The organism is Myxococcus qinghaiensis (assembly GCF_024198215.1).
Classification (GTDB): Bacteria; Myxococcota; Myxococcia; order Myxococcales; family Myxococcaceae; genus Myxococcus; species Myxococcus qinghaiensis.
The window spans coordinates 22,854-49,105 of record NZ_JAKCFA010000035.1; the positions used below are offsets into that span (position 1 = coordinate 22,854).

The 26,252-nt window shown below is 69.9% G+C and carries 23 protein-coding genes; 10 read left to right on the forward strand and 13 right to left on the reverse strand.

The annotated features are described in order from the left end of the window. Positions 1-117: 117 nt before the first annotated feature. The 4 genes from LZ199_RS41780 to LZ199_RS41795 form a co-directional block, all read right to left on the reverse strand. Positions 118-1,494, reverse strand: coding sequence for a periplasmic substrate-binding domain-containing protein (locus tag LZ199_RS41780; protein ID WP_253999395.1), 1,377 nt, complete (start codon positions 1,492-1,494; stop codon positions 118-120). Next, positions 1,491-2,846, reverse strand: coding sequence for an FG-GAP repeat domain-containing protein (locus LZ199_RS41785; RefSeq protein ID WP_253999396.1), 1,356 nt, complete (start codon positions 2,844-2,846; stop codon positions 1,491-1,493). The genes LZ199_RS41780 and LZ199_RS41785 overlap by 4 nt, the downstream gene beginning before the upstream one ends. Further along, positions 2,843-5,452 carry a penicillin-binding protein 1A gene (locus LZ199_RS41790; RefSeq protein ID WP_253999397.1) on the reverse strand — a complete coding sequence of 870 codons (2,610 nt, stop codon included), beginning with the start codon at positions 5,450-5,452 and terminating at the stop codon, positions 2,843-2,845. The genes LZ199_RS41785 and LZ199_RS41790 overlap by 4 nt, the downstream gene beginning before the upstream one ends. 104 nt (positions 5,453-5,556) lie before the next feature. After that, a complete protein-coding gene (locus LZ199_RS41795; RefSeq protein WP_253999398.1) occupies positions 5,557-6,612 on the reverse strand; it encodes a tetratricopeptide repeat protein in 1,056 nt (351 codons plus the stop codon). A gap of 196 nt (positions 6,613-6,808) precedes the next feature. Here LZ199_RS41795 and xth point away from each other — a divergent pair, with 196 nt between their 5' ends. From xth to LZ199_RS41815, 4 genes are all read left to right on the forward strand, one after another. Further along, entirely contained in the window at positions 6,809-7,579 is a 771-nt protein-coding gene (gene xth, locus LZ199_RS41800; protein ID WP_253999399.1) for an exodeoxyribonuclease III, read from the forward strand. Positions 7,580-7,604: 25 nt separating this feature from the next. After that, complete coding sequence (locus LZ199_RS41805; protein ID WP_253999449.1) at positions 7,605-8,450, forward strand: alpha/beta hydrolase; 846 nt, start codon at positions 7,605-7,607, stop codon at positions 8,448-8,450. Positions 8,451-8,497: 47 nt separating this feature from the next. Further along, the gene (locus LZ199_RS41810) at positions 8,498-9,670 is read left to right on the forward strand and encodes a threonine synthase (RefSeq protein WP_253999400.1); all 1,173 of its coding nucleotides are present in this window, start codon (positions 8,498-8,500) and stop codon (positions 9,668-9,670) included. 64 nt (positions 9,671-9,734) lie between these two features. Further along, entirely contained in the window at positions 9,735-10,526 is a 792-nt protein-coding gene (locus tag LZ199_RS41815) for an alpha/beta hydrolase (RefSeq protein WP_253999401.1), read from the forward strand. 13 nt (positions 10,527-10,539) lie between these two features. On the opposite strand, the gene LZ199_RS41820 is transcribed toward LZ199_RS41815, so the two are convergent. Then, complete coding sequence (locus LZ199_RS41820) at positions 10,540-11,403, reverse strand: eCIS core domain-containing protein (protein ID WP_253999402.1); 864 nt, start codon at positions 11,401-11,403, stop codon at positions 10,540-10,542. A gap of 93 nt (positions 11,404-11,496) precedes the next feature. Between LZ199_RS41820 and LZ199_RS41825 the strand changes: the two genes are divergently transcribed. Then, positions 11,497-11,694 (forward strand): hypothetical protein, encoded by a 198-nt coding sequence (locus LZ199_RS41825; RefSeq protein ID WP_253999403.1) that lies wholly within the window; start codon positions 11,497-11,499, stop codon positions 11,692-11,694. Between the two features lie 5 nt (positions 11,695-11,699). On the opposite strand, the gene LZ199_RS41830 is transcribed toward LZ199_RS41825, so the two are convergent. Then, positions 11,700-12,014, reverse strand: coding sequence for a hypothetical protein (locus tag LZ199_RS41830; RefSeq protein WP_253999404.1), 315 nt, complete (start codon positions 12,012-12,014; stop codon positions 11,700-11,702). Between the two features lie 10 nt (positions 12,015-12,024). Between LZ199_RS41830 and LZ199_RS41835 the strand changes: the two genes are divergently transcribed. Continuing rightward, positions 12,025-12,375 (forward strand): hypothetical protein, encoded by a 351-nt coding sequence (locus LZ199_RS41835; protein ID WP_253999405.1) that lies wholly within the window; start codon positions 12,025-12,027, stop codon positions 12,373-12,375. A 45-nt stretch (positions 12,376-12,420) separates the two neighbouring features. On the opposite strand, the gene LZ199_RS41840 is transcribed toward LZ199_RS41835, so the two are convergent. The 4 genes from LZ199_RS41840 to LZ199_RS41855 form a co-directional block, all read right to left on the reverse strand. Further along, a complete protein-coding gene (locus LZ199_RS41840) occupies positions 12,421-12,624 on the reverse strand; it encodes a YbdD/YjiX family protein (protein ID WP_253999406.1) in 204 nt (67 codons plus the stop codon). A 1-nt stretch (position 12,625) separates the two neighbouring features. Then, positions 12,626-14,701, reverse strand: a complete 2,076-nt coding sequence (locus LZ199_RS41845; protein ID WP_253999407.1) for a carbon starvation CstA family protein — start codon at positions 14,699-14,701, stop codon at positions 12,626-12,628. Positions 14,702-14,855: 154 nt separating this feature from the next. Continuing rightward, positions 14,856-15,782 carry a DUF6999 family protein gene (locus LZ199_RS41850; RefSeq protein WP_253999408.1) on the reverse strand — a complete coding sequence of 309 codons (927 nt, stop codon included), beginning with the start codon at positions 15,780-15,782 and terminating at the stop codon, positions 14,856-14,858. Between the two features lie 63 nt (positions 15,783-15,845). Further along, positions 15,846-17,756: a 3-oxoacyl-[acyl-carrier-protein] synthase III C-terminal domain-containing protein gene (locus tag LZ199_RS41855; protein ID WP_253999409.1), complete on the reverse strand. Its 1,911-nt coding sequence runs from the start codon at positions 17,754-17,756 to the stop codon at positions 15,846-15,848. 378 nt (positions 17,757-18,134) lie between these two features. Here LZ199_RS41855 and LZ199_RS41860 point away from each other — a divergent pair, with 378 nt between their 5' ends. Beyond that, entirely contained in the window at positions 18,135-19,772 is a 1,638-nt protein-coding gene (locus LZ199_RS41860; RefSeq protein WP_253999410.1) for a GMC family oxidoreductase, read from the forward strand. 6 nt (positions 19,773-19,778) lie between these two features. Here LZ199_RS41860 and LZ199_RS41865 read toward each other — a convergent pair whose 3' ends face one another. Then, positions 19,779-20,294 (reverse strand): OmpA family protein, encoded by a 516-nt coding sequence (locus LZ199_RS41865; protein ID WP_253999411.1) that lies wholly within the window; start codon positions 20,292-20,294, stop codon positions 19,779-19,781. A gap of 286 nt (positions 20,295-20,580) precedes the next feature. Here LZ199_RS41865 and dgt point away from each other — a divergent pair, with 286 nt between their 5' ends. Then, positions 20,581-21,978, forward strand: coding sequence for a dGTP triphosphohydrolase (dgt, locus tag LZ199_RS41870; RefSeq protein WP_323390295.1), 1,398 nt, complete (start codon positions 20,581-20,583; stop codon positions 21,976-21,978). Positions 21,979-21,996: 18 nt separating this feature from the next. Here dgt and LZ199_RS41875 read toward each other — a convergent pair whose 3' ends face one another. After that, positions 21,997-22,455, reverse strand: coding sequence for a VOC family protein (locus LZ199_RS41875; protein ID WP_253999413.1), 459 nt, complete (start codon positions 22,453-22,455; stop codon positions 21,997-21,999). Positions 22,456-22,707: 252 nt separating this feature from the next. Here LZ199_RS41875 and LZ199_RS41880 point away from each other — a divergent pair, with 252 nt between their 5' ends. Together LZ199_RS41880 and LZ199_RS41885 are read left to right on the forward strand one after the other, a co-directional pair. Continuing rightward, on the forward strand, positions 22,708-23,772 hold the full coding sequence (locus LZ199_RS41880; RefSeq protein WP_253999414.1) for a sensor histidine kinase: 1,065 nt from the start codon (positions 22,708-22,710) through the stop codon (positions 23,770-23,772). Further along, positions 23,765-24,577, forward strand: coding sequence for a LytR/AlgR family response regulator transcription factor (locus LZ199_RS41885; protein ID WP_253999415.1), 813 nt, complete (start codon positions 23,765-23,767; stop codon positions 24,575-24,577). The genes LZ199_RS41880 and LZ199_RS41885 overlap by 8 nt, the downstream gene beginning before the upstream one ends. Before the next feature lie 22 nt (positions 24,578-24,599). Here LZ199_RS41885 and LZ199_RS41890 read toward each other — a convergent pair whose 3' ends face one another. Next, positions 24,600-26,204, reverse strand: a complete 1,605-nt coding sequence (locus LZ199_RS41890) for a hypothetical protein (protein WP_253999416.1) — start codon at positions 26,202-26,204, stop codon at positions 24,600-24,602. Between the last annotated feature and the right edge of the window lie 48 nt (positions 26,205-26,252).

Consider the following 26,252-nt stretch of genomic DNA (forward strand, 5'->3'; position numbering starts at 1 on the left):
TGCCGCTTGAACGGGTGGGGGGCCATCGCGCGATGTCGTCGGGAGGTGCATGCCTCATGAGCGTCCCTCGGACCGAGGTGGCGGGCTGTCCCGCGACGTCCTCCCGTGGCTCGCCCTTCATGGGCGTCCCCCGGTGCCGGCTCCCTCGGTGGGCAGCAGGAAGGCCCCGTCCAGCATCGGCAGGCCCTGCGCGTCCATCACCAGCCCGCCCACCTCCGGCATCGCGCGCAACCCGAGCCCCTGGGCGTACAGCGGCAGCAGCGGCAATGACGCGGCCAGCGCCAGGGCGCGCTCGCGAACCCGCGCATCCCTCGCCGCCGCATCCGACAGCGCTCCAATCGCGGGCAGCTCCACGCCGAGCAGGTCCTTGCGCCCACCCGCGTCCAGCACCACCGCGAGCGCGGGCCCCGGTACGGGAGGCAGGAGCACCGCATGCAGCATCAACTCGAAGTCCCCCTTGGCCCAGCGGGCGCGCAGCGCGGAGCGCGCCAGGGGCTCCAGGGCCACGGTGTAGCCGCGCTCGTGCAGCTTCACCTGGATGCGCTCGGCCACCGCGCGCTGGTCGTCCAGGGCCGCGTCGTAGACGAGCGTCACCGTGCGAGCCGGACCCGACGCGGGCGCCGCCGGACGGGGCTTGGGCGGCTGCGGCATCAGCGCGGGCGGCAGCAGGTGCGGCATGGGCACCGCCGGGCCGTGCACGAAGAGGCGGGTGAGGTCCTCGCGGTCGATGGAGCTCTCCACCGCCTGCCGGAAGTCCGTCGGAAGTCGCCGGGGCGAGAAGGCGAGATACGTGGCGTAGAGCAGGGCCCCCGCCGGCGCGTTGTCCGTCTCCGAGCCGACGCCCAGCTCCACCTGGACCTGCCGGGTGGACCACAGCCGGGCCAGTCCTCGCTCATCCGTGGCGGTGAGCAGCAGTCGGTCCAGATACGGGCGACCCCGAGGCCAGCCGAGCTGCGCATCCAGCGCGCCGCGCCCCGCCGACAAGAAGGGGCCCGGAGTCGAGGAGGCCACGGGCGCGGCCAGGGCCGGGTGGCACAGCGCGCGCTCCAAATCCGGCCACGGGAAGGAGAGCGCCAGCTCCAGCGAGGCGCCGCTCGCGGTGACCTGACGCCCCTCGCCTCGCAGTGGATAGAGCAGGGCCCGGTACGGCGAAGCTCCGTCGGTGCTCGACAGGCGCGTCCATGCGCGAGCCAGCGCGGTCGCCGTCGCGGCATTGGGCAGCGTCACCCGCGTGACTTGCGGCGTGGGGCGCGACAGCTCACGGGCCAGCGCGGGGTGGATTTCTCCCTCCGGCGTCACCCCGCAGACGGGGCGGGACAGCAGGCCCAGCAGCGTGGCCTCCAGCGGAGTGTCCGCGAGCGCGGGCTCTCCGACCTCGGGCGGACCGGCATGGGCGACGCGCACCTCTCCGCCGTAGCGAGTCCGTCCCGCGCCCAACGCGGACGCGGAGCCCAGGAGCACGAGACTGGCGAGGGCGATGCGGCGGGACGTCATGGTGCACCCTGGCGAAGGAGGAACAGCTCACCGGTGCCATCCGGCTTCAACAGGCCCACGATGACTTCGCGGCGCTCGTCACCATCCAGGTTGGCCGTCACCACGAACAACGCGCGCCCCGTGGGCAGCGGGCCCTGCCACAGCGGCTCATGCACCGTGGGGTCCCCACCCCCGTTGAGGGCGTGGACGCGGAGCACATCCGGCGAAGGTTGGAGCAGGGCGGACGTGGTGAGCAGCTCCGGCGTGCCGTCCCCGTCCAGGTCTCCCAGGGCACTGCCAGCGCCGAGTCCACCCAGTCGCGTCGGCGTCGCGCCCACGCGCGAATAGAGCGAGCCCGTGCCATCCGCGTGGACGAAGAGCATCCGCGGCGGTGCGAAGCTCGAGGTGGTGAAGGGCGCGAGCAGCGTCACGGGCCTGCCATCCCCCAGCCTCACCTCGGCCTGGAACGCGGTCTGCCCGGGAACGAAGCCGCCGCGCTCCACGGGGCCGAGTGGCGCGCTGTCCAACGTCCCCACGGCTCGCAGCGTGCTCCGGCCCTTGTCCAGCACGAGCACTTCTCCCTGTGCGCGTCGGGTGCTCCACGCCGCCAGCCGGGGCGGCCCCGACAGCACGGCCAGCGCGCCAAACGGCTCGCGAGTCGTCGCGTTCGAGAAGGGCAGCGAGCCCAGCTCCCTGCGAGCCAGCAGCTGTCCATCCGCCGCGAAGACGGACACGGTGTCTTCCGTCAGCACCGCGACTTCGTCGCGACCATCGCCGTCCAGGTCTCCCGCCGCGAGCGCCGCCACGGGCTGCTCCAGTCGGACCAGCGTCGCCCCCAGGAGCCGAACGCCCCGAGGTCCGCCCGTGGGAGGAGTCGTCGTCGGTGTGCCCACCGAGGCCAGCGCGAGCACCTCCGCGTCGGCGTCCACCGACTCGACGAGCGCGCCCGACGGACGCGCAGGACGCGTCAGCGCGCGGCCCGACCAGAAGTTGACCCAGGTGCCCAGCGCATCCCCTCGAGCCCGCAGCGCGCCCGCCTCCACCTCCAGCGTCAGCCGCACCAGCGTGCGGGCCCCCTGTGCGCGAGCCACGCTCTCGGCGGCCTCCGCGCTCGGAGCGTCCACCACGGAGGGAGCCAGCCCCTCCGCCGCCAGTCGCGCCGCCAGCACGCTGCCCACGGCGCGGCGCAGCTCGGCCGAGCCTCCCGAGAAGTACAGCGCGACGGGCGCCTCGGCGGGCAGGGCGCGCACGTCGGAGGCCAGCTCGCGGGAGAGGCGCTGGACGGCGGACACGGTTTCGTCGGTCGAGGACCGCGGCGCGGCGTGGGCCGTGAGCGAGAGCAGCAGCGGTGCGACGACCCAGGCTCGGCTCACAAACCCTTCCTGTTGCCTTCGTTGAGGAAGAACTCGTCGGTCGTCACCTGGCCCGGAGGAGGGGCCTCGGCGGTGGGCTGGGTGCCTTCGAGGAACGGCTCCAGCCGGCCCGGGACGGACGCGCCGGCCAGGAGCCCGGTGACGGGGTCGATGCGAACCTGGAGGATGCCGGACGGCACCTCGAAGTCGCGCGCGGGCAGGCCCTCGTGGGCCACGCGCATGAACTGGAGCCAGATGGGCAGCGCGGCCCGGCCGCCCGTCTCACTGCCACCCAAGGGCGAGTTGTCGTCGAAGCCCACCCACGCGCTGGCCACCCAGTCCGCCGTGTAGCCGGAGAACCACGTGTCCTTGGACTCCTGCGTGGTGCCCGTCTTGCCAGCGGCGGGGCGGTTCAGCTCGCGCACGGCCTTGGCCGTGCCTTCCTCCACCACGCTGCGCATCAGCGATGTGGTGAGGTACGCGACGGCGGGGGGCAGCATCTCCTCGAAGGCCGGCTGGTGGTCCTCCAACACCTTGCCGCGCGAGTCGCGCACGCGCAGCAGCATCAGCGGCTCCGCGTAGCGGCCATTGGACTGGAGCGTGGAGTAGGCGTTCACCGCCTCCAGCATCGTCACCTCGCCGGTGCCCAGCGCCAGCGTCAGGTTCTCCGGCAGGGGGGAGCGGATGCCCGCCCGGCGCGCGAAGTCGATGACCGTGGGCGGCGTCAGCGACTCGATGAGGCGCACGGACACGGTGTTCTTCGACTTCGTCAGCGCCGTGCGCAGCGTCATCGGCCCTTCGAACTGCCGATCATAGTTCTGGGGCCTCCACGCCTTGCCCGTGTACGGGTCTCGAATGGTCTCCGGCGCGTCGTTCACCATGGAGAGCGGCGTGTAGCGCCCGCTCCCCAGGGCCGCCGCGTAGAGGAACGGCTTGAAGGACGAGCCCGGCTGACGCCTGGCCTGCGTCGCGCGATTGAACGACGAGCGCGCCGCGTCGTACCCGCCCACCAGCGCCACCACGTTGCGGTTCTCCGGGCGGATGACCACCAGCCCACCTTGCACCAGCGGCACCTGGTCCAGCGTGGCTTCCACGAAGGCCGGCGCGGGAGGCGCCTTCAGGATGCGCACGTAGACGAGCTGCCCCTTGGCGAACACGTCCGAGAAGTTCTTCGGCGCGCCCTTGCCCTTCTGCCGGGCCCAGGTGACGGAGGGGTACGCAATCTCCGCGGTGCGGCCCACCAGGTCCACGCGCGCCACGTTCCGCTTCTCGTCCAGCTCCGTCACATACCCCGTCAGCCGCAGCCCTTCCGAGAGGGGCTTCAGGAGCACCGCGCGCACCATCAGCTCCTCCTCGGAGGGAGGCGCCTCGTCCTCGGGCGTGAGGTCCGGGCGCTGCTCCTCCGCGCCGTCGTCCTCGGTCTCCACCTTCGGCTCCGGCTTCTCCGCCTTCGCGAGCGGCGCCAGGTCCGCCACGTAGCCCTGGTCCTTCAGTCGACGGCCAGCCTCTTCGATGCGCGTGGCGACCATGCCGCGCAGTCGGGCCCACTGCGCGTCATCCAGCGTGCCGCGTGGACCGCGGTAGCCCTGGCGCCGGTCCACGGCCTCCAGGCCCTCGCGCACGGCCTGCTCGGCGGCGACCTGGAGCTTGGGCACCATGGCGATGTCCACCCGCAGGCCGCCCTGCATCACCGCGTGCTCGCCATAGCGCTCGATGAGCGTGCGGCGAATCTCCTCCGCGTAGTACGGGCCCACGCCCGCCTGGGGACGCGGGGCCAGGACGATGGGCTTGTCCAGCTCCGCCTCCGCGATGTTGCGCGGCACGAAGCCGTGGTTGGCCATCTGCCCGAGCACGTACCGCTGACGCGACTTCGCGCGCGTCATGTTCGTCTCCGGGTTGATGCGGTGGGGAATCTGCACGGTGCCCGCCAGCACCGCGGCCTCGCCCACGCTCAAGTCCTTGGCATGCTTGCCAAAGTAATAGACCGCGGCCTCCTCCACGCCGTAGCGGCGCTTCCCGTAATAGGACTGGTTGATGTAGAGGCCGAGAATCTGGTCCTTGGTGAGCGCCTCCTCGACGCGCGGGGTGAGAATCCACTCGCGAATCTTGCGCGACAGGCTGCGCTCGGGCGTGAGCAGCAGGTTCTTCACCACCTGCTGCGTAATCGTGGACGCGCCGGACTTGCGGCTGCCGGGGATGAGGTTCTTGATGGCGGCGCGAGCGATGCCGAAGGGGTCCAGGCCCACGTGCTTGTAGAAGTCCGCGTCCTCGGCGGCCAGGAAGGCGTCGCGCACGTGGGGCGGCAGGTCAGCCACCTGCACCACGGTGCGCTTCTCGAACGCGTACTCGGCGCAGATGCTCCCATCCGCGCACGTCACCTTGGTGACCTGGGGCAACTGGTAGTGCTGGAGCGCGTCCACCGAGGGCAAATCGCGGCTGTAGTAGACGTACGCCCCCACGCCGACCAGCACGAAGAGCAACAGGCCCACGGCGCCGGCGATGAACAACCGCTTGGTCCACTTCCAGAGGCGCGCGCCGAATCCAGGGCGTGGCGGAACGGGCGCGGGCGCCGGGGTGGAAGGAGGAGGAGCTTCGGGCGGAGTGGGCATTACACGGGCCAGGGTCATGTGCTTCTCGACGGGGGCTGCACGTTAGACCAAGTCGGCATCTGAAATCGGGAATCGGACCGGCCTCCTTTTCGTCAGGAGGCCGGCCTCCAGGCAGGGGAGCGCTACGGCGCCACTGGCAGCGGAGAGAGCCCCTCCTGTCCCCGAGCCTCGGACGCGTCCAGGTCCACCTGGGCGACGCGGCTCATGCGGTCCGCGTTGACGCGGGCCTGGACGTAGCGCGGGGACAGCCGGGTGGCGGTGGCGTACGCGGCGCGGGCCTCCTCCTTGCGGCCCAGCCGCTCCCACGCCACGCCGAGGTTGTTGTGCACGTAGGCCACGTTCGGCAGCAGCGCCGCGGCCTGCGCGAGCACCTCGGACGCCTTCGCGTTCTCTCCCGCGCGCAGGTACGCGAAGCCCAGGTTGTTGAGCGCGTAGCCATGCTCGGGCTCCAGGTGCACGGCCTGCTGGAAGCGGAGGATGGCCGACGTCAGCTCCCCGCCCATCAGATGCGCCCGGCCGAGCACCTGATACGCCTCCGCGTCCTCGGGGGCGCGCAGCACGGCCTCCTCGCCCACGCGCACCGCCTCCTCGTGCCGCCCCAGGGACACGAGCAGGCGGGCCTGCTGGATGAGGGCGCCCGCGTCCTCGGGCACCAGGTGGCCCAGCCGCGAGTACGCCAGCAGCGCGACGTCGGACTGGCCCTGGAGGCGGGCGAGCCGTGCGGCCTGGGTCAGCGCGTCCGTGTCGGCCGGGTCGTCATGCAGCGCGCGGCGCACCTCGGTGAGCGCGCCCGACACGTCCCCCAGCTCGCGCAGCGAGCGCGCGCGGCCCAGGTGGTCCACGCGCCGCCCGTGCTCGTGGGGCAGCGCCAGGGCGTCCTCGGGCGCGGGGCGGGGCGCCTGCTCGACGATGGAGGGCGTGACTTCCGGAGGGGTGAGCGGAATGAGTCGCGGGGCCTCGGCGAAGTCGCTCGGCACCACGGGGGCGACAGCGTCGCGGGTGCGCGCGTGCTGCTCGGCGAGCGCGAGCCACGGGCGCAGCGAGGCGGGCAGGGGCACGTCGGTCCACGCGGCCAGGCCGAGCGCGGCGAGGCAGGTGGGCAGCAGGGACTTCTTCAGCGCGGGGGGCAGGGTGAAACCCAGGGTGCGGCGGGTGGCCTTCCTCGTCCTCGGGCTCATGGCGACCTCGACTCCAGGCGGGGCGTCCGAGAAGGACGCTCCGAGAGGGCTCCTGTGGGAGTCCTCCCACCCGGGGCTATTGCGACGGGCGTGCCAGGGGCCTGCCCCGGGGGCGTGCGACGGGGTGTGTCCCTGAGGCCGCACGCGAGGGGGAAAACCGTGGCGAGGGCGTGGGTGTCGTGCGACGGTGCCCGCGATGAAAATCGCCACCTGGAACGTGAACTCGGTACGGGCCCGGCAGGAGCGACTGCTCGAGTGGTTGAAGAGCGCGCAGCCGGACATCCTCTGCCTGCAGGAGCTGAAGTGCACGGAGGACGACTTCCCGTTGGAGGCCGTGCGCGACGCCGGCTACCACGCGGCGGTCCACGGGCAGAAGACCTACAACGGCGTGGCCATCCTCGCGAAGGAGGAGCCGCGTGACGTGGTGAAGGGGCTGTCGGACGGCGTGGATGACACGCACGCGCGCCTCATCGCCGCGACGGTGGCGGGCATCCGCGTGGTGAGCGCGTACGCGCCAAATGGCCAGACGGTGGACTCGCCCCAGTACGAGTACAAGCTGGAGTGGTACGGCCGCCTGCGGCGCTACCTGGACACGCGGCACAAGCCCGACGAGGCGCTGGTGCTCGGGGGCGACTGGAACGTGGCGCCCGAGGACATCGACACCTACGACCCCAAGCTCTGGGAAGGCCAGACGCTCTTCACGCTGAAGGAGCGGGACGCGCTCCAGCGGCTGCGCGCCTTCGGGCTGACGGATGCGTACCGGAAGCTGTACCCGGACACGCAGCGCTTCTCGTGGTGGGACTACCGGATGCTCGGCTTCCCGAAGAACCTGGGGCTGCGCATCGACCACCTCTACGTGTCGGCGCCGCTGGTGCCTCGGTTGACGGGCGCGGACACGGACCGGGAGGCGCGCAAGGGCAAGCAGCCCTCGGACCATGCGCCGGTGTGGCTGGAGCTGAAGGACTGAAGTCGGGAGGACAGGCGTGACTCGGATGCGATGGCCGATGCTGTGCGTGGCGTTGGGGATGTTCCTCGTGGGCTGCGCGTCGACGGGAAAGCCTCCCGCCGCGCCCGAGCCCGTGCCCGCGCATCAACTCTTCACGCTCGCCTCGGCGACGCTGAAGGAGGAGCGGCGCATCGCCGTCTACACGCCTCCGGGGTACGACGCGGCGACGGACGCGCGCTTCCCGGTGCTCTACATGCCGGACGGTGGGCTCCAGGAGGACTTCCCGCATGTCGCCTCGGCCGTCGACGCGGCGATTCGCGCGGGCGAGCTGCGGCCGGTGCTCGTGGTGGGCATCGAAAACACGGTGCGCCGGCGCGACATGACGGGGCCCACCACGGTGGCCAGTGACAAGGATATCGCTCCCGTCACCGGAGGCTCGGAGGCGTTCCGCGCGTTCATTCGCGACGAGCTGCTGCCGGAGGTCCGTCGGCGCTATCGCGTGACGGAGGAGCGGGCCATCATCGGCGAGTCGCTCGCGGGGCTGTTCATCGTGGAGACGTTCTTCCTGGAGCCGGAGCTGTTCGGCACGTACCTGGCCCTGAGCCCCAGCATCTGGTGGAACGCGGAGTCGCTGGTGCGTCAGGCGGGCGAGCGGCTCGCGGCCCGCGCGGACCTGCGCGCGGAGCTGTACGTGTCGTCGGCGAACGAGGTGGATGACATCGTCCCCGCCGTCGCGCGGCTGCGGGAGGTTCTCCAGGCGAGCGCGCCCGTGGGCCTGAAGTGGGAGGTCGAGCCCCGGCCGGACCTTCGTCACGACAACATCTACCGGTCCTCCGCGCCGGCCGTGCTGCGCAAGTGGCTGCCACCGGTGCAGGGCGCGGCCGCGAGGTAACGAGACGTTCCGCCTTCGGGCGCTGGCTGGAATAGAGTCGGCGTCCCATGGCCGTCATCCGACTCGACTGTACGAAGTGCGACCGGACCTTTGCGCCGGGCGCCGTGCTCAACCTGTGCACGTCCTGCAGCGCACCGCTCTTCGCGCGCTATGACTTGGAGCGCGCGGCGAAGACGCTTCGGCCCGAGGCCCTGGCGACGCGGGAGCGCTCCATGTGGCGCTACCACGAGGTCATGCCCGTGGAGGACCCGGCGCAGCGCCTCACCCTGGGCGAGGGCTTCACGCCGCTGCTCAAGGCACCGCGCCTGTCGGAGTGGCTGGGCCTGAAGCACGTCATGGTGAAGGACGAGGGAGGAAATCCCACCGGCTCGTTCAAGGCGCGCGGCCTGTCGGCGGCGGTGACGATGGCGAAGGTGCTGGGCGCGAAGGCGGTGTGTCTACCGTCGGCGGGAAATGCCGGGAGCGCGCTGGCGGCCTATGCGGCGCGAGGGGGCCTGGAGGCCCATGTCTTCGTGCCCAAGGACATCGCGAGCCTCTTCCTGATGGAGACCCGTGCCTACGGCGCGCACGTCGAGACGGTGGATGGCCTCATCACCGACGCGGGGCGGGTCTGCGCGGGGCTCGCGCGTGAGCATGGCTGGTACGAGTGCGCCACGCTGAAGGAGCCCTATCGCGTGGAGGGCAAGAAGACGATGGGCTACGAGCTGGCGGAGCAGCTCGGCTGGACGCTGCCGGACGTCATCCTCTACCCGACGGGTGGCGGCACCGGGCTCATCGGCATGTGGAAGGCGTTCGAGGAGATGGAGACCATGGGGCTCATCGGCTCGAAGCGCCCGAGGATGGTCGCGGTGCAGGCCGAAGGGTGCGCGCCCATCGTGAAGGCCCACGCGGAGGGCCAGCCGGATGCCCCCATGTGGCCCGGGGCGACGACGCATGCGCACGGCCTGCGGGTGCCCAAGGCGCTGGGTGACTTCCTCATCCTCCGCGCCGTGAAGGCCAGCGGAGGGACGGCCATCTCCGTCACCGAGGAGGAGATCGTGCAGGGCACGAAGGAACTCGCGGCCGCCGAGGGACTCTTCGCGGCACCGGAGGGCGGTGCGTGCGTGGCCGCGCTGCGCAAGCTCCAGTCCGCCGGACAGGTGACGCCGGACGAATCCGTGGTGGTCTTCAACACGGGCACCGGCTTCAAGTACGTGGAGAACATGGCCCCGCTCTGGTGAGCGCGAAAGGGACAGGCGCATGACAATGCACGAAGCGAACTCGTTGCGATGGATGCGCCTGCTCATGAGTGGAGCGTTGGCGCTGGGCCTGACCCACTGCGGAACTCCACGAACCGTCACGCGCGAGGACCCGGCCACCCAGGTCCAGGCCGCGCCCCCGGTGTCGACGGATGGCCGCGTGCACGCCCGCCCCAGCGCGGCGGTCACCGAGCCCGGACTCGTGGGATTGCATCCGCTGGGCCTTGGCGGCGGCAAGCGAGACGGCCTGCTCTACGTGCCCCGCTCCTATCGCCAGGAGCACCCCGCGCCCCTGATGGTGCTGCTGCACGGCGCGATGGGAAACGCGGCGCAGATGCTGGAGGTGACGCAGGCGCTGGCGGAGGCCGAGGGCCTCATCCTGGTGATTCCGGAGTCGCGAGGCGTGACGTGGGACCACAAGCTCGCGACGGGCAGTGAGGACCTGGCCTTCATCGACCGGGCCCTGACCCACGTCTTCGCGCGCTATGCGGTGGCGAAGGAGCAGCTCTCCGTCGCGGGCTTCTCGGATGGCGCGTCGTATGCGCTGGCGCTCGGCATCCTCAACGGAGACCTGTTCCCGCGCATCCTCGCCTTCTCACCCGGGTTCGTTCACGCGGCGGACCCTAGGGGCGTGCCGCGGGTCTTCATCGCCCATGGTGACAAGGACGCGGTGCTGCCCGTCGAGAAGAGCGGCCGTCGCATCGTCGCCGAGCTGGGCGCGGCGGGCTTCGACGTGCGCTACCTCGAGTTCGCCGGAGGCCACTCCCTGCCTCCGGACGTGCTTCGTGCCGCCGCACTGTGGCTTCACGAGCCGGCTTCACCCGTGAGCGCGGAATAGCCTCAGGTCTTCCTCACAGCCACTTCGGACGAACCCAGTCCAGGAAGCGGTCCTTGGCCTTCTCCAGGGGCTCCGTCACGTTGTCCCAGACCTCCTTGCCCGCTTCCTTCAGGCCTTCGACAATCTGGTCCTTGAGCTCCTTCAGCTCTCCAGTGGCCTTGGAGAAGTCCCAGTTCGGGTCGCCCTTGCCCGCGCGCAGCTCCTTCACCGCCGCGTCGAGATACGCGGTCTGGTCCTTGCCGCTCTCTCCAACGAACGGACGCTTGCCGTCGAAGTAGCCCTGGCGGACGGCGTCCTGGATGAGTTCGCCCTGCTGCTCGGGGTTGAGGTCTCCCCACTTCTTGCCGTCGTTGACGCCCGCTTCCCAGTCGTAGCCCTGTCCCGCGCTCTGGGCGACCAGGGCCTTGGCGGCGTAGTCCGCGCCATGGTTCTGGTATTGCCAGACGTGGGTGGCCTCGTGGGTGAGCAGGTCCTTCGACGGCGGGAAGTTCGTCGGAGAGCCGTCCTGCGCCTTCGGATTGACGAGAATCTTGTTCCCGGCGGTGAAGGCGGGCGTGTAGCGGCTCAGGTTGTCGAAGAGGGAGGCGGGGCCCTCCACCACGCGGACCTTGTCCAGGTCCACGCTGTCTCCGAAGACGCCCTTCAGGTCCTTCTTCTGCGCGTCCGTCAGCGGCTTGCCCTCGAGCTTCTCCGCGGCGTCCAGGACCTTCTTGAGGACCTCCTTGCCGGGGATGGGCGCGGAGGGGATGAACTCATCCACGATGTTCGAGGCCACCGACTGCGCCGCCACCGGCTTCGCCTGGGCCTTGGGCGCCACTTCCTCCTCGGGCCGGCGATAGGGAACAGTCCGTTGATTCTGGATGCGAACAGGGGCCATCGCGTGACTCCTCGGGGAGAGGGGGGCTGAGTCATTTGAATTGTCCGAAGTCGCCTCCCTTTTGTTTCCTCGAATTGTGAGATGTGTGAGTCCATGACGACGCCACCGCCCGAGTCCCTCCCGTTTCCGGAGAGCCTCTGCCACCGCTGTGCGGCGCCTCCGCGCTATGTGCAGACGCGGACATCCGTCTTCATCATGTGCCCGCTGCTGCCGGGGAAGTACCCGCCGCAGCCGGTGCGGGCTTGCGCGCTCTTTCGTCCCGCGGAACCCAAGCCCCCGGAGCGCGACTGACTGCGTCAGGGCAACGGAGGAAGCAGGCCCTCGGCGTCGCGGGCAGGCCGGCGGCCAGGGCGATTGCGAGCGACTCTGGCCGTCCCCAACTGTGGCGCGCAGTCCAGTGACTGGGAGGGGGACTTGATGGTTGCCAGGAAGAACACGCGCGCTTCGACGCGCACCCGCACGATGACGCCCCGGAAGAAGCGGACGGTGTCCCGCACGCGCAGCACCAAGGCGCGCCGCGTCAGCGCCACGAGTCGGCGCCGCGTGGGGACTCGTGCCACCACCGCGAGCAGCAGCAGGTACACGCGGCCCGCGCTGAGAGAGCGCCTCAAGAAGCGCCTCATGGCGGGCACTCGCGGCGGACGCGCGGGGCAGTGGAGCGCTCGCAAGGCGCAGCTCCTTGCGACGGAGTACGCGAAGGCCGGAGGCGGCTATCGCGGCCGGAAGACGGGGACCCAGAAGTCGCTGACGGCGTGGACCCGTGAGGAGTGGGGGACGCGGACGGGTGGCACGCGTGCGCGTCGGGGCGCCACCACCGCTCGCTACCTTCCGAAGAAGGCGTGGAGCCGGCTCAGCGCGCGGCAGAAGCAGTCCACGGACCGCCGCAAGCGCGTGGCGTCACGCCGGGGACAGCAGTACGTGGCGAACACGCCGGCCGCGCGTCGTGCCCGGAAGATGGCGTCGCGGCGATGACGCCCTGGAGGTCCGCCGTGCACTGACGCGCGGCGGACTCCCGGCTCAGCAGCAGCGCCCGCCGCCACCGCGATACCGGGCCGCCATGCGCTCGTCGAAGAACTCCTCGTAGCTCATCACTGGACGCTCGGGATGGTGCGAGCGCAGGTGCGCCACGTAGGTGTCGTAGTCGGGGACGCCAATCATCAGCCGCGCGGTCCTCACGGCCCGGCTCCAGCCCAGCCTCAGCGCCTCTCGAAGCGCGCCCATCTCAACCGCCCTCCGACGTCAGAGGGACATAGGGCGTCTCGTTCGCCGTGGGGACCGAGGAGCGGCGCGCCGCGAGCGCGGAGCGGAGACCGAAGGCCACCGTCGCGAGCACCAGCAGCATGAAGAAGCCAGTGAGGGCGGCATCCAGGTAGTCGTTGAAGATGATGCGCTGCATGTCCTCCACCGACCGCGCGGGGGAGAGCACCTTGCCGGCGCTGGCCGCGGCCGAGAAATCACGCGCGTGGGCGACGAAGCTGATGCGCGGGTCTCCGCCGAACACCTTCTGCCAGCCCGCGACGAGCGTGCAGCACACCAGCCACGCGGCGGGGAGGGCGGGAATCCACAGGAAGCGCTCGCGCTTCATCTTCACGAAGACGACGCACACCAGGGTCAGCGCGATGGCCGCGAGCATCTGGTTGGCGATGCCGAACAAGGGCCAGAGCGTGTTGATGCCGCCCAGCGGGTCCACCACGCCTTGATAGAGGAAGTACCCCCAGCCGGCGACACAGAGGGCCGTGGCGATGAGGTTGGCGCCCCAGGACTCGGTCCGCTTGAGGGGCGCGTACACCAGGCCCGCCAGCTCCTGAATCATGAAGCGGCCCACGCGGGTGCCCGCGTCCACGGTGGTGAGGATGAACAGGGCCTCGAAGAGGATGGCGTAGTGGTACCAGAACGCCATCATCCCCTCGCCCGCCACCAGCCCGTGGAGGATCTGCGCCATGCCCACCGCGAGCGTCGGGGCGCCGCCCGCGCGCGAGAGGATGGAGGACTCGCCGATGTCCTTCGCCGTCTGGGTCAGCACCTCGGGGGTGATGACGAAGCCCCACTCGGTGATGGTGCGCGCGGCCTGCTCCACCGTCGTCCCAATCAGGGCCGGCGGGGCATTCATGGCGAAGTACACCCCGGGCTGGAGCACCGTCGCGGAGATGAGCGCCATGATGGCGACGAAGGCCTCCATCAGCATCGCGCCATAGCCCACCATCTTCGCGTCGCGCTCGTTGGCGAGCATCTTGGGCGTGGTGCCCGACGCGATGAGGGCGTGCCACCCGGACACCGCGCCGCAGGCGATGGTGATGAACAGGAAGGGGAAGAGGCTGCCGGAGAACACCGGGCCGCTGCCGTCCGTGAAGCGCGTGGTCGCCGGCATCCGCAGCTCCGGCGCGGCCAGGATGATTCCCACCGCCAGCACCATGACGGTGCCAATCTTGAGGAAGGTGGAGAGGTAGTCGCGAGGCGCCAGGAGCAGCCACACCGGCAGCACCGACGCGCAGAAGCCGTAGCCGATGAGCAGCCACGCCAGGGCCTTGCTGTCGAAGGTGAAGAAGGGCGCCCACGCGGCCGACTCTGCGACGCGGCCACCCAGCCAGATGGACAGCATCAGGAGCACGAAGCCGGCCACGGAGACCTCGAGCACGCGGCCCCGTCGGATGTAGCGCAGGTACAGCCCCATCATCAGGGCGATGGGAATGGTCATCGCGACGGTGAAGGTGCCCCAGGGACTGTGGGTCAGCGCCTTGACGACGACGAGCGCCAGCACCGCGAGGATGATCATCATGATCATCAACACGCCCACCATCGCCACCACTCCGGCTGCGGGGCCCAGTTCCATGCGGACCATGTCACCCAGGGACTTGCCGTCGCGGCGGATGGAGAGGAACAGCACGGTGAAGTCCTGCACCGCGCCCGCGAGCACGACGCCCGCGAGAATCCACAGCGTGCCGGGCAGGTAGCCCATCTGCGCGGCCAGCACGGGGCCCACCAGCGGACCTGCGCCGGCGATGGCGGCGAAGTGGTGGCCGAACAGCACCCACTTGTCCGTGGGCACGTAGTCCAGTCCGTCATTGTGGCGCAGGGCGGGGGTGGCTCGCGTGGCGTCGAGTCGCAGCGCCTTGTCGGCGATGAATCGGCCATAGAAGCGATAGCCGATGAAGAACACGCAGACGGAGGCGACCAGCAGCCAGATGGCGTTGATGGACTCCCCCCGGTGCAGCGCCACGGTGCCCAGACAGAAGGCTCCGACGAGCGCGACGAGGGCCCACCCCAGCAGGGGGGCGAGGCGGCGTGGCGGGGGACTCATGGACGGAAGCTCCAAGGCGGGCTCCCGAAGTCGGAGCGCGGCGAGCTTCCCTGGTAACGCCGCCCGCCGCGAAGTGCGCGGTGTCCCCTCGGGAGGGGACGTGTTGGCTTCTCCGCACTCGTGGCGGGAATGGCCCCGGTACTGTCCGAGGGGGTCAGGCCGCTTCGGGAGAGGAGGGCCGGAAGTTCGGTGCGACGACGCGGGCGAGCTGGGGCATCCGGCCGTGTTTGCACTCGACGAGGAAGGCGTGGAGTGACTCCGCGGACAGGCCGTGGAGCATGAGGCGGAAGCCCGCGCGCAGGGTGGTCAGGGGCACCATGGGGTGGCGGTTGTTCACCAGCGCGACGAGTCCTGGGGCCTGGAGGAGTGTGGCGACGTAGATGGCGATGGTCTCATCCAGTTGCAGGGAGTTGCTCGCGCGCCAGAAGTCCCGGTCGGTGAGGAACAGTTGGTAGACGGGGGTGAAGACTTCAATCGCGGACTGGAGGTCCAGGAAGTTCGTCCAGCGGTCGGGCATCTCCTCCAGGGGGAACTCATCGGACACGCCGCTGAAGTCGAGCTGGGTGGGAGGCGCGAGCGTCTTGCCCTGGTCTCTCAGGGCGCGGTTCAGGTGGATGACGAAGTTGAAGAGGTTGAGGTCGTGGTTGAGGAAGATCTCATCCTTGACGTGCTCCAGGTTGGTCGGGCGGATGGGGTGGGTGGGGACGTTGAGTTCCTTGGCGTTCCGGGCGACGAAGTCGAGGATCTCCGAGCCGACGTGGAAGTGGCGCAGGATGAGGAAGTTCGCCTCGGGGCTGACCCAGACGCGCAGGCCCCAGGCGAGGAGCCGGTGCAGCCACTTCGACGAGGTGAAGCGGTTGGGGATGAAGATCTTCATCACCTGGAAGAGGACGATGGAGATCCGCGCGAGGGGCCGGACGACGGGCAGCAGGAACTGGCGTGAGCGTGAGCGCTGGTCCACGAGCAGGGCGGCCTTGGTGCGCTCGTGCATGGGCAGGCTGCGGTCCAGGAACAGCGCCACCCAGGGGTCCGGGTCCCTCGGGTCATGCGGTTGATTGTTCAGCAGCTCGATGGGGTCCATGGCGTACCTCTTCACAAGAAGCTTAGCGGTCATGACGCGGGATGCGAGCACCCTCGCCGCACCTCAGACGTTCCCCAGCTCCTCCAACTGGAGCAGGTACAGGCGCGCCGTCACCTTCGCCGTCTTCACGATTCGCGCGGCCAGCTCCGGCGTGAGGATTCCCGAGCCGAGCGCTCCGTCCAGCCGGTCCAGGTGCGTGGTGTCGTTGTCACCGTGGTACAGGAAGAAGCGCACCTGCTCGTCCTCCAGCGAGAGCTGCTCCCGGATGGCCAGACCCCAGCGCCGGGCCACGCGGCTTCCCAAGCCCTCGATGATGAACATCGCCCCCAGCAGGTCGAACGGATTCTCCTGGCTGGCGCGATGGAACATCCACGCCGACAACGCCTCACTCCCAATGTTCTTCGGCGCCCGGGTGATGGCCTCGTGCGCACCACCCACTGACACGTAGTGCCGCTCCAGCATCTCGTAGTCCCGGTGCTCGTCCCGCGCGTGGCGGATGAAGGACGAACGCAACGCCAGGTGCTCGGCGGTGATGCTCGACGCCGCGCGGGCAATCCAGCGCGAGCCCTCCACCACCTGCTGCCGCATGTTGATGAGCAGCTCCCGGTAGTCCTCCACCGTGAACACGCCGCGCGACAGCTTGTCGAGCACTGGCACCCGCTGGAGCTTCGCCTCGAAGTCCACCCACACATGCGTCAGCTCGCGCACCAGCTTCTCACGGACCGGGTCTCCGCCCTCCTTCGGACTCAAGGGCAGCGGCCCCAAATCCGAGGAGACAGCACTCGTGGGAGTCTGCGTGTTCGCCGCCGGAGTCGTGACCCCCACGTCGGGAACGAGTGACCGGGCCGGAGCGACGACCGTGAGCATCGCATAGCAGGCGATGAAGCCGCCGCTCTCGGGGACCATGCAGAAGATGCGCTGGCCCGGGCGCACACGCCCCTCGTTCACCAGCTCCTCCAACATCAGGAAGATGGACGCGCAGCCCGTGTTGCCTCGCGTGGAGAGGTTGCTGAACCAGCGCTCCTCGGGGATGCGCACGCCGCCCCGCTCCAGCAGCTTGACGATGGGCTGCTTGAAGAAGTGCGAGGAGTAGTGGATGCAGAACCAGTCCACCTCGTCCGGCTTGAGCCGGCCCTGGTCCATCAACGCGAAGAAACCATCCACGCCCAGCGCGACCAACGACTCCAGCCGACGGATGTCCTGCTTGATGTTGAAGGCCCCCGTCGCAGCCGCCTCGCCGAACGTCGGCGAGTCAATCCACCCCGGCCCGAAGCCACCATCGGCACCCCGGTTCGCGCCCACGTACATGCCCAGCTCGTGCCGGTTCGCGTGCGAGCGGATGTCCATCCACTCCACCTTCAGGCTGGGCCGGGTCGGGTGCGGTCGGTCCTGCACCACGGCGGCGCCCGCCCCATCCGAGAGCATCCAGCGCAGGAACTCCGCTTCGAAGGGCACGGTGTCCTCCCCCGTGACTTCCTCGTAGTGGCTGGCCTTCAGCAACCGGCTCACCAGCTCGCTGGCACAGACGACGGCGCGCCGAGCCTCTCCACTGGCGACCTGCAGCGTGGCCGCGCGCAGCGCCTGCATTCCGCTGGAGCAGATGCCCTGGAGCGACGCCACCTCACACGCGGGCCCTCCCAGCGCGCGGTGCACCTGGCTGGCGAAGCCGGGCAATACCAAATCCGCCTGCGTGGTCGCGGTGACGAGCAGGTCCATCTCCCCCAGGGAGATGGGGGAGCGCGCCAACGCATCGTGGATGGCGTGGACCGCCAGGTCCCAGTTGCGGAACAGGCTGCGCTGCTCCCGGTCGATGGCGTAGTGGCGCTGGGTGATGCCGTTCTGCGACAGGACGCGTGCCCGCGCCCGGGAGGGCCGCCCCCGGACCTTGCCGAGATAGTCCTCCATCTGGTCGTTGGTGATGGGCTCGCCCGGCAGGAACTTTCCCAGGCTCGTGATGAAGGCGTCGTGGGGCATGGGCGGGACCATATGTCGTCGTCCCGCGCGAGTCCCCGTGAGCAGGCGGCGCCAGCCGTCGCGCGTCATCCGCTTTCGAGGTGTCGGCGCCAGGGTTCACCAGGACTCGCCCGTCCGCGCACCACGCCGTTCAACGGCGCCAGACGCTCCCCGAGGGCGATGCGCGGCGGACCAGGAACATTCGCCCGAACGCGCGGCCGGAGAAATCACGATTTCTGCCCCCTCCTTGCCGGACAGGCGGGCGTCGCGACGTGCAGGCGGGTTTTCACGGCGCCCTGAGGGCCGAGGTGTTTCGCATAGAGTGCTCCCGCCGAGCACCGCGCCCCGGTTGCGACGACTTGGGGTGGTGGCGCATCGGAACGTGAGGACGGGAGACGCATGGACTGCGATTGGCTCATCATCGGCTCGGGCTTTGGAGGCAGCGTCAGCGCGCTGCGGTTGACCGAGAAGGGCTACCGCGTGGTGATGCTGGAGAAGGGCCAGCGGCTGCTCGCCTCCGACTTCCCGAAGACGAACTGGGACCTGAAGCGCTGGCTGTGGATGCCCCAGGTGGGCTGGCGCGGCCTGTTCAAGATGACGTTCTTCCGCCACGTCACCGTGCTGTCCGGTGTGGGGGTGGGCGGAGGCTCGCTCGTCTACGCGAACACGCTGCCCGAGCCGAAGGACGACTTCTTCCAGGCCAACTCGTGGGGACACCTCGCGAACTGGAAGCAGGAGCTGTCCGGGCACTACCGGACCGCGCGACGGATGCTCGGCGCCACGGCCAATCCGCTCACCACGCTGCCGGACCAGGTGCTCGCGGAGGTGGGCAAGGACATTGGCCGTGAGGGCTTCGAGCCCTCCACCGTGGCCGTGTACTTCGGCGAGCCGGGCGTCACGGTGAAGGACCCGTACTTCGGCGGAGAGGGCCCGGAGCGCACCGGCTGCATCGCCTGCGGCGGCTGCATGCTCGGCTGTCGCCACGGCGCGAAGAACACGCTGGACCGCAACTACCTCCACCTCGCGGAGAAGCGCGGCCTCACGCTGCACGCCGACACCGAGGCCACGTGGGTGCGCCCGCTGCCAGACGGTGGCTACGAGGTGGAGGCGCGCCAGGGCACGGGCCTGTTCTCCCGGAAGCCGCTGCGCTTCACCGCGCGCAACGTCGTCTTCGCCGGAGGCGTGCTGGGCACCGTGGACCTGCTGCTGCGCTTGAAGGAGCGGCCGGACGGCCTGCCCCGCCTGTCCGAGCGACTGGGAGACGGCGTGCGCACCAACTCCGAGGCCCTGGTGGGCGTCGTGAGCGGGCGCAAGGACCAGGACCTCTCCAAGGGCATCGCCATCGGCTCCATCCTGCACACCGACGAGCGCTCGCACCTGGAGCCGGTGCGCTACTCGGCGGGCTCCGGATTCTTCCGCCTGCTGATGGCGCCGCAGGTGCGCGGGACGACGATGCTCACGCGCGTGGCGCGGCTCTTCGCCCTGCTCGCGCGGCATCCGGTGCGCTTCCTCAAGGCCTGGTTCGTCCCGGACTTCGCGCGGCGGACGATGATTCTCCTCTACATGCGCACACTGGAAGGCCACCTGCGCATGCGGCGGCGCAGAGGTCTGCTGACCGGGCTGCGCAAGGGGCTCACCACGGGCCTGCAGTCGGGCCCCGCGCCCACCTCCAACATGCCGGAGGCGTTCGACCTGGCGAAGCGCGTGTCAGACAAGCTCGACGGCTACCCGATGACCATGGTGAGCGAGACCGTGCTGGGCATCCCCACCACCGCGCACATCCTCGGCGGCTGCTGCATGGGCGATTCGCCGCAGACGGGCGTCATCGACCATCGCCACCGCGTCTTCGGCTACGAGGGCCTGTTCGTCGTGGATGGCTCTGCCATCTCCGCCAACCCGGGCGTCAATCCGTCCCTCACCATCACCGCGCTCGCCGAGCGCGCGATGACCTTCATCCCGGCCGCGCGCGCGCGCGACGACGTGGAGCCGGCAGCGCCGCCCGCCGTGAAGCAGACGGCGCTGCCACTGGGACGGTGAGGACGACTACAGGCGGACCTGGAGCTCGTACCGGCGGTTCTTCGCCTTCTTCGCCTCGGTGTTGTCCGGCGTCACCAGCGGACGGTCGGCGCCGAGCCCCACGGCGATGATTTCGCTCCGGGAGATGCCTCGGGCGACCAGCTCCTTGACGATGGCCTCCGCGCGCTGCTCGCTGAGCTGCTTGTTCTTCGCGGCGTCACCCGTGGAGTCGGTGTGGCCGGAGACCTCGAACTTGTAGGTCTTCACGCCCGCGCTGGTGAGCTGCTTCTTCGCGTCGATGAGGGCGCTGGCCAGCTTCTTGAGCTTCCCGTCGCAGCCGGGCGCCAGCTCCGCGGTGCCCGTCTTGAAGCTGCACTGGTTCTTCTTCGCCTCGTCCGTCAGCTTGGTGTTGACGCGCTTCTCGACGGTGGACTTGCCCGCGTCACCCGCGGCCTTCTTGATGGAATCGAGAGGGCTCTGCGCGGCGGCCACGCCCGGGACGGCCAGCAGCGACACGGCGATGCACAACGCCTTGAGCTTCATACGTGGGGACTCCTTGGGTTCCGGTGGTGAGGGGAACCGGTGACGCAGGCTGCCCAGGGAGTCCTCTCTCGTCCAGCACGACGAGGCCTCCCGGACGACGGAGCCGCCGCCCGCCTGCTGGGGTGGGTGGAGGTGCCCCGGGCCATGGAGGTCCCGGGAAAACTTGCCTCGGCCCGTGGGCGGAGCAGCATGGACATCCGCAGTCCTTCCACGCAGCGACAGTGAGGCATCCGTGGGTAGCGGTAGTCGGACGGAGCGGTGGGTGCAGTTCCTCTCGAGGCACCGGGTGGGCTCGGACGCGAAGCCGGCGGAGGCGCTCGTCGAGAGGCCGCCCGTCGCCGACGAGCACCTGCTGCTGGATGAGCGCACGCCGTACGACGTGGACTACGACCGCATCGTCTTCTCCAGCGAGTTCCGTTGTCTGCACGACAAGACGCAGGTCTTCCCCCTGTCGTCGAGCGACTACACGCGCACGCGATTGACTCACAGCATCGAGGCGTCCTGCGTGGGGCGCTCGCTGGGCCAGCTCGCGGGCCGGGGGCTGAAGCACCAGGGCGTGAAGGTGGAGCCCTCGCACCTGGGCACCATCGTCGCCGCGGCGTGCCTGGCGCACGACATCGGCAACCCGCCCTTCGGCCACTCCGGTGAGGCGGCCATCCAGCACTGGGTGGAGAAGCATCTCGCCGCGCCGGGAAGCGCGCCGTCCCAGCGCCCGAGCCCCTTCGTCTCTTCCGAGGAGTGGAAGGACCTGGAGAGCTTCGAGGGCAACGCGCAGGGCTTCCGCATCCTCAACCGGCTCCAGTCGCGAGAGCGGCGGGGCGGCCTGCGCTACACGGCGGCGACCCTGGGCGCGATGAGCAAGTACCCGCGCCCGTCCGTGCTCCCCGGAGGCCGCGTGCCGGTGAAGGGGCGCGTGTCGGAGAAGAAGTTCGGTTACTTCCAGGACGACCGCGTGCTGGCGCTGGAGGCCTATCGCGCCGCGGGTCTGCGGGAGCGCGAGGAGGGTGTCTTCTCACGGCACCCGCTGGCCTTCCTCGTCGAGGCGGCGGACGACATCTGCTACGCGGTCATCGACCTGGAGGACTCCGCGAAGCTCGGGTTGATTCCGACGAAGGAGGCCTGCGAGCTGCTGGACCGGGTGCTGCCACCGGAGAAGGCGGACACCCGACCGCCTCCGGCGCATCCGGAGACTCGGATGGCGCAGGCCCGGGCGCGAGCGATTGGCGTGCTCATCCAGGCGTGCGTGCGCGTGTTCCTGGAGCACGTGGCGGCGATGGAGGAGGGCGAGTGGGAGACCTCCCTGATATCCGTGCGGGAAGAGATTCGCGTGCCGCTGAAGGACATCAAGGAGCTGACGCGGCGCCAGGGCTACGAGAGCGAGCGTGTGCTGCAAATCGAGAGCGCGGGCTTCAAGACCCTGGGCGGCCTCTTGGACATGTTCGCGGCGGCGGTGGTGACGGACACGCCCAACCGCGAGGAGAAGAAGCTGCGGCAGCTGCTCCCCCTGGAGTTGTTCCAGCGTCCGGACAAGCCGCTCTCGCTCAACGAGGACATCGGCGGGGCGCTCGCGCGACTGTCCATGTACCAGCGGCTCCTGTGCGTCACCGACTACATCTCCGGGATGACGGATGGCTTCGCGGTGGAGCTGTATCAGCGGCTGTCCGGCATCAAGCTGCCGACCTAGCGGCGCCCTCGCCGTGCCTCAGGCGTGAAGGTCCTCTCCGGGCATGCCCTTGCGCGGACCGCGGTCGCGTTGCTCCAGGTTGGAGAGCGAATTGTCGATGGCCAGGATGTTTCCAGAGGGGTCCTTGAACCACGCGGACTTGATGTCGCCCATGGTGGCGATGCCGTTGCGGGTCTGGATGCCCATCTCCGGAATGTCGTAGTCCTCCAGCTTCACGCCGGCGAGCCGCAGGCGGTCCGCCGTCGCCTCCACGTCCTCCACGGGGAACGAGCACGCGGTGGCGGTGGAGCCGGAGGGCGTCGAGCGCTCATAGAGCAGCAGGAAGGAATCTCCGCTGACGCGGAACATGGCCGCGCCTTCCTCCTCCCCCAGCTCGGGCACCTCTTCGAATCCCAGCACCTCGCCGTAGAACCGCCGGGCCGTCTTCAAGTCCGTCACCGCGAGAGTGGGTACCGCCTTCGTCCTTCCGAGTCCCATGGGCCTTGGCCTCCTTCTCCGACAGGTGGGCACCGGAGCCAGGGCTCGCAAGCGATGCCCCTGTCCGTGCCCTGGCCTTCCGAGGTGGCGAGGGAGGCATGTGCTTCGACGCTCTTGGGTTCGACGCCGACGTAGGTCTCTCCCTGAGGCTCCGCTAGACTCGGCGGCACCGTGACACCGATGGAAGAACAGACGCCGTCCTCTTCGTGGCGGAGATGGCTGAGGTCGGTCGCGGTGTGGACCGCGCCGGGGATGCTGTCGGCGCTGGAGACGTACTTCTTCAGCCAGTCGGGCCCCAGGCCCCTGGAGCCCTGGCGCGCCTTCCTGTCGCAGCTCCCGGCCTGGTACATCTGGGTGCCCGCCACGCCGCTCGTCTTCCACCTCGCCCGCCGCTGGCGCCTGGGGCGCCCCTTCCAGGTGCGAGCCTGGGCCGGCCACCTGCTGGCCTGTCTGGGCGTGGGGGGCCTCTTCGCGCTCGTGTACACCGTCTGCCAGCGCGCCTTCGCTCCGGGAATGGGCGGGAATGGGCCGTCCTTCGCGCCGATGCTGCTGCGCTTCTGGCTGGGCTGGCTGCCGATGATGGCGATGACCTACGCGGCGGTGGTGGGCGTGGCACAGTCGCTCGCTTCCCAGCAGAGGGCGCGAGAGAAGGAGCGCCAGGCCGCGGCGCTCGCTGTCGAACTCTCGGTGGCCCGGCTGCAGGCGCTTCAAGTCCAGCTCCATCCGCACTTCCTGTTCAACACGCTCAACGCCATCGTCGTGCTGGTGCGCGAGCAGGAGACGGACACGGCCGCGAGGATGCTCGTGCTGCTCGGGGACATCCTGCGCGGATTGCTTCGTCAGGGCGCCACGCAGGAAGTCTCCCTGCGAGAAGAGGTCGCGGTGCTGTCGCGCTACCTGGAGATTCAACAGCTTCGCTTCCAGGACCGCTTGCGCGTCGACTGGGATGTGGACGAGGCGCTCCTGGATGCGCGGGTGCCCCACCTGGTGCTCCAGCCCTTGGTGGAGAACGCCATCCGGCACGGCGTCTCCGCTCGCTCGGCGGCGGGCGTGCTGCACATCCGCGCGCGTCGCCAGGGTGCGGCGCTGACGCTGGAGGTGGAGGACGACGGGCCGGGACTTCCGCCGGGCTTCGACCTGGAGCGCAGCCCGGGCATCGGCCTGTCCAATACGCGGGCGCGCTTGTCGCAGCTCTATGGCGACGCGGGGCGCGTCGTCGTCACTCCCCCGAGGGAGGGCGTGGGCACGGTGGCCACCGTCACCCTGCCGTTCCACTCCGTCGCCGCGGTGGCCGAGGTAGGGGCCCCGCGTGGCTGAGCTGAGCGTCCTGCTGGTGGATGACGAGCCGCTGGCCCGCCGGGGGCTGCGGCAGGCGCTGAGCCGCCATGCGGACGTGACGGTGTGTGGTGAGTGTCGCGACGGACGCGAAGCGGTGGCCGCCATCCACGCGCTGCGGCCCCGGCTGGTGCTGCTCGACGTGCAGATGCCGGAGCTGGATGGGTTCGGCGTCGTCCGGGAAGTGGGCGCGGCGATGATGCCGGCGGTCATCTTCATCACCGCGTACGACACCTTCGCCGTGCGGGCCTTCGACATGCACGCGGTGGACTACCTGGTGAAGCCCTTCGCGGACGAGCGCTTCGACGAGGCGCTGAATCGGGCCCGGCAGCGACTGCGGCAGGGAGAGGCGGTGGAGCTGGGGCGGAAGCTCGCGGCCCTGCTGGCGGACGCGGCTCCCGCGCAGGGGATGGAGGCCGCCGCTCCATTGGAGCCTGCGCGTCCGGACGAGCCCCTGGACCGGTTGCTGGTGAAGGTGGGAACGCGCTCGGTGCTCGTGCCGGTGACGGACATCGACTGGATTGGGGCTGACGACTACTGCGTCACGTTGCACGTCGGGGAGCGGGAGCATGTGCTGCGAGAGAGCCTCGCGGCGCTGGAGTCCCGGCTGGACGCGGAGCGCTTCGTGCGCATCCACCGCTCGGCCATCGTCAACGTGGAGCGCATCCGCGAGCTGCACCACGACTCGCCCACGGAGACGGTGGTGGTGCTGAGCACGGGACAGCGGCTTCGCGTGAGCCGGGGACGCAAGGACGTGCTGGAGCGCAGGCTCGGCCGGGCTCGCTGAGCAGGTACGCGCTCCGGACCCCCTACTGCGGCAGGGGGCGGAGGTTCATGCCTCCGACGCCGTGTGAGCGGAGCACGTCCTCCAGCGGCGAGGACAGGTTGCCGTCGCCGGAGGTCCTGGCCAGCTGTTCGGTCTGCTTGCGCACGACCTTCGACGACTTCATCAAGTCGCCGGCGGTACCTCCGAGGACCATGGCGGCTTCGGTCTTTTCGGCCGTTCGGCCTGCTCCCGCGGTGCCGGCACCCGTCATGGGGTGGGCACCATCGTCGGTCAGCATGTCCTGGAAGGAGGCTCGACCGCTGGAGACCTCCCGCAGGGCGAGGACGCTGTTGAAGATGACGGAGCGATGGCGTGCGGGCTCGGCGACCATCCAGGTGACGAGCAACTCCCGGAGGAGCGGGAGGACAGTCACGTCCACGTCGGCGGGGTCGGTGCCAGGATTGCGCACCATCTCCAGCATCGCCTTGGCGAGCTGTGGGTCTTCCACGTGCGCCGCAAGCTTCACGACTTCGAGGCGGGCGAGGAAGGCCGGGTAGCTGACCCGGTGCCGTGGCTCGGCGCTGCTGGGCGTTCGCAGCCCCTGCACTTCGGGGTTGGTGTCCTGGACGATGGGGGCTTCGTGGCCCAGGACGATGAACTCTCCCCCGGGGTGGTGCGGGTCCGGCGGGCGCACGCCAATGGGCACTCGGCCCGAGCCCACGTTCATGTGCAGCAGCGCCGCCTGCGAGGCCTTGCTCGCGGTCTCCCGCAGACCCATCGCCGCGGAGGCCCACCACCGCAAGCCATCATCTTGGGGCGCCAGGGTATGGGTGGGGACTGTCGTCGTGCCCGTGGGTTCGTCCGATACACGGGAGTCAATCTGGCTGAGGTCCATCGTCCCGGGCTCGGTGAGAACCGCCGGCGCGACGGAGTCATAGAGTCGGCTGGACGCTCCGCCCAACGCGAGCGAGGCGCGCTCTCCCCTCGTCTTCGGAGCGTACGGGGCCTGTGGGTAGAGCGTGTTCGCGCGGAGCGCGTCGATTCGCACCAGGGCCCGGTCGGCGGCCTCTTGCGTGCCGTCCGCCAGCCTTGCGTCGCTGTCCAGCGTCTCCAGCCACTTCAGGATTTTCGAGCGGAGGGCGTTCAGCTTGACGCGATAGCTGTCGGCCTTCTTCTTGGTCGCCAGGTCCGGGTGGTCATTCAGCTTGGTCAGCTCCGCCTGGAAGTCACCGGGCAGCATGGCGTCGTTGCCAATGCCGAGGCGGTGGTTGTAGCGAAGGAAGCCCGTGGTGCCGTTGTAGACGTTGCCATTGGCGTCGTCCCAGACGTCATTGTCTAACCAGTCCGTGGGGATGATGCGGCCCTCCCGGACATCGGGCGCACCCAGGTAGGAGCGGTCTTCTGGATGGATGTCGGGCCCCTGCTTGCGCCAGCGCATCCGCTGGATGGGCGCGGCGGCGCTGGGATTGAGCGCGGCCTTGAGCTGGGTCATCCGTTGAACGCGAGGGCTCCGGCTGAGCCCCTCCTGGAGCGCGCGGAGCTGGCTCACGCGCGGAGAGCTGTCCACCGGAGCCGGAGTCCGCGAGCTCCTGGTGGCGTCCTGGGTCGTCTCGGAGGCACTGGGAGTCCTGGCCGTGAGTGTGGGCATGCGAGACGCTCCAGTCCGTGCTGTGGGGTGGCCCGAGATTGTGAAGCT

Bases quoted from the DNA above. Each gene is read 5' to 3' on its own strand.
- LZ199_RS41825 (WP_253999403.1), top strand. From the start codon at position 11,497: ATGACGACGCCACCGCCCGAGTCCCTCCCGTTTCCGGAGAGCCTCTGC.
- LZ199_RS41880 (WP_253999414.1), top strand. From the start codon at position 22,708: ATGCTGTCGGCGCTGGAGACGTACTTCTTCAGCCAGTCGGGCCCCAGG.
- xth (WP_253999399.1), top strand. From the start codon at position 6,809: ATGAAAATCGCCACCTGGAACGTGAACTCGGTACGGGCCCGGCAGGAG.
- LZ199_RS41865 (WP_253999411.1), bottom strand. From the start codon at position 20,294: ATGAAGCTCAAGGCGTTGTGCATCGCCGTGTCGCTGCTGGCCGTCCCG.
- LZ199_RS41860 (WP_253999410.1), top strand. From the start codon at position 18,135: ATGGACTGCGATTGGCTCATCATCGGCTCGGGCTTTGGAGGCAGCGTC.
- LZ199_RS41850 (WP_253999408.1), bottom strand. From the start codon at position 15,782: ATGGACCCCATCGAGCTGCTGAACAATCAACCGCATGACCCGAGGGAC.
- LZ199_RS41815 (WP_253999401.1), top strand. From the start codon at position 9,735: ATGAGTGGAGCGTTGGCGCTGGGCCTGACCCACTGCGGAACTCCACGA.
- LZ199_RS41820 (WP_253999402.1), bottom strand. From the start codon at position 11,403: ATGGCCCCTGTTCGCATCCAGAATCAACGGACTGTTCCCTATCGCCGG.
- LZ199_RS41835 (WP_253999405.1), top strand. From the start codon at position 12,025: ATGGCGGGCACTCGCGGCGGACGCGCGGGGCAGTGGAGCGCTCGCAAG.
- LZ199_RS41780 (WP_253999395.1), bottom strand. From the start codon at position 1,494: ATGACGTCCCGCCGCATCGCCCTCGCCAGTCTCGTGCTCCTGGGCTCC.
- LZ199_RS41790 (WP_253999397.1), bottom strand. From the start codon at position 5,452: ATGACCCTGGCCCGTGTAATGCCCACTCCGCCCGAAGCTCCTCCTCCT.
- LZ199_RS41795 (WP_253999398.1), bottom strand. From the start codon at position 6,612: ATGAGCCCGAGGACGAGGAAGGCCACCCGCCGCACCCTGGGTTTCACC.
- LZ199_RS41840 (WP_253999406.1), bottom strand. From the start codon at position 12,624: ATGGGCGCGCTTCGAGAGGCGCTGAGGCTGGGCTGGAGCCGGGCCGTG.
- LZ199_RS41845 (WP_253999407.1), bottom strand. From the start codon at position 14,701: ATGAGTCCCCCGCCACGCCGCCTCGCCCCCCTGCTGGGGTGGGCCCTC.
- LZ199_RS41805 (WP_253999449.1), top strand. From the start codon at position 7,605: ATGCGATGGCCGATGCTGTGCGTGGCGTTGGGGATGTTCCTCGTGGGC.
- LZ199_RS41890 (WP_253999416.1), bottom strand. From the start codon at position 26,204: ATGCCCACACTCACGGCCAGGACTCCCAGTGCCTCCGAGACGACCCAG.
- LZ199_RS41875 (WP_253999413.1), bottom strand. From the start codon at position 22,455: ATGGGACTCGGAAGGACGAAGGCGGTACCCACTCTCGCGGTGACGGAC.
- LZ199_RS41810 (WP_253999400.1), top strand. From the start codon at position 8,498: ATGGCCGTCATCCGACTCGACTGTACGAAGTGCGACCGGACCTTTGCG.
- LZ199_RS41855 (WP_253999409.1), bottom strand. From the start codon at position 17,756: ATGCCCCACGACGCCTTCATCACGAGCCTGGGAAAGTTCCTGCCGGGC.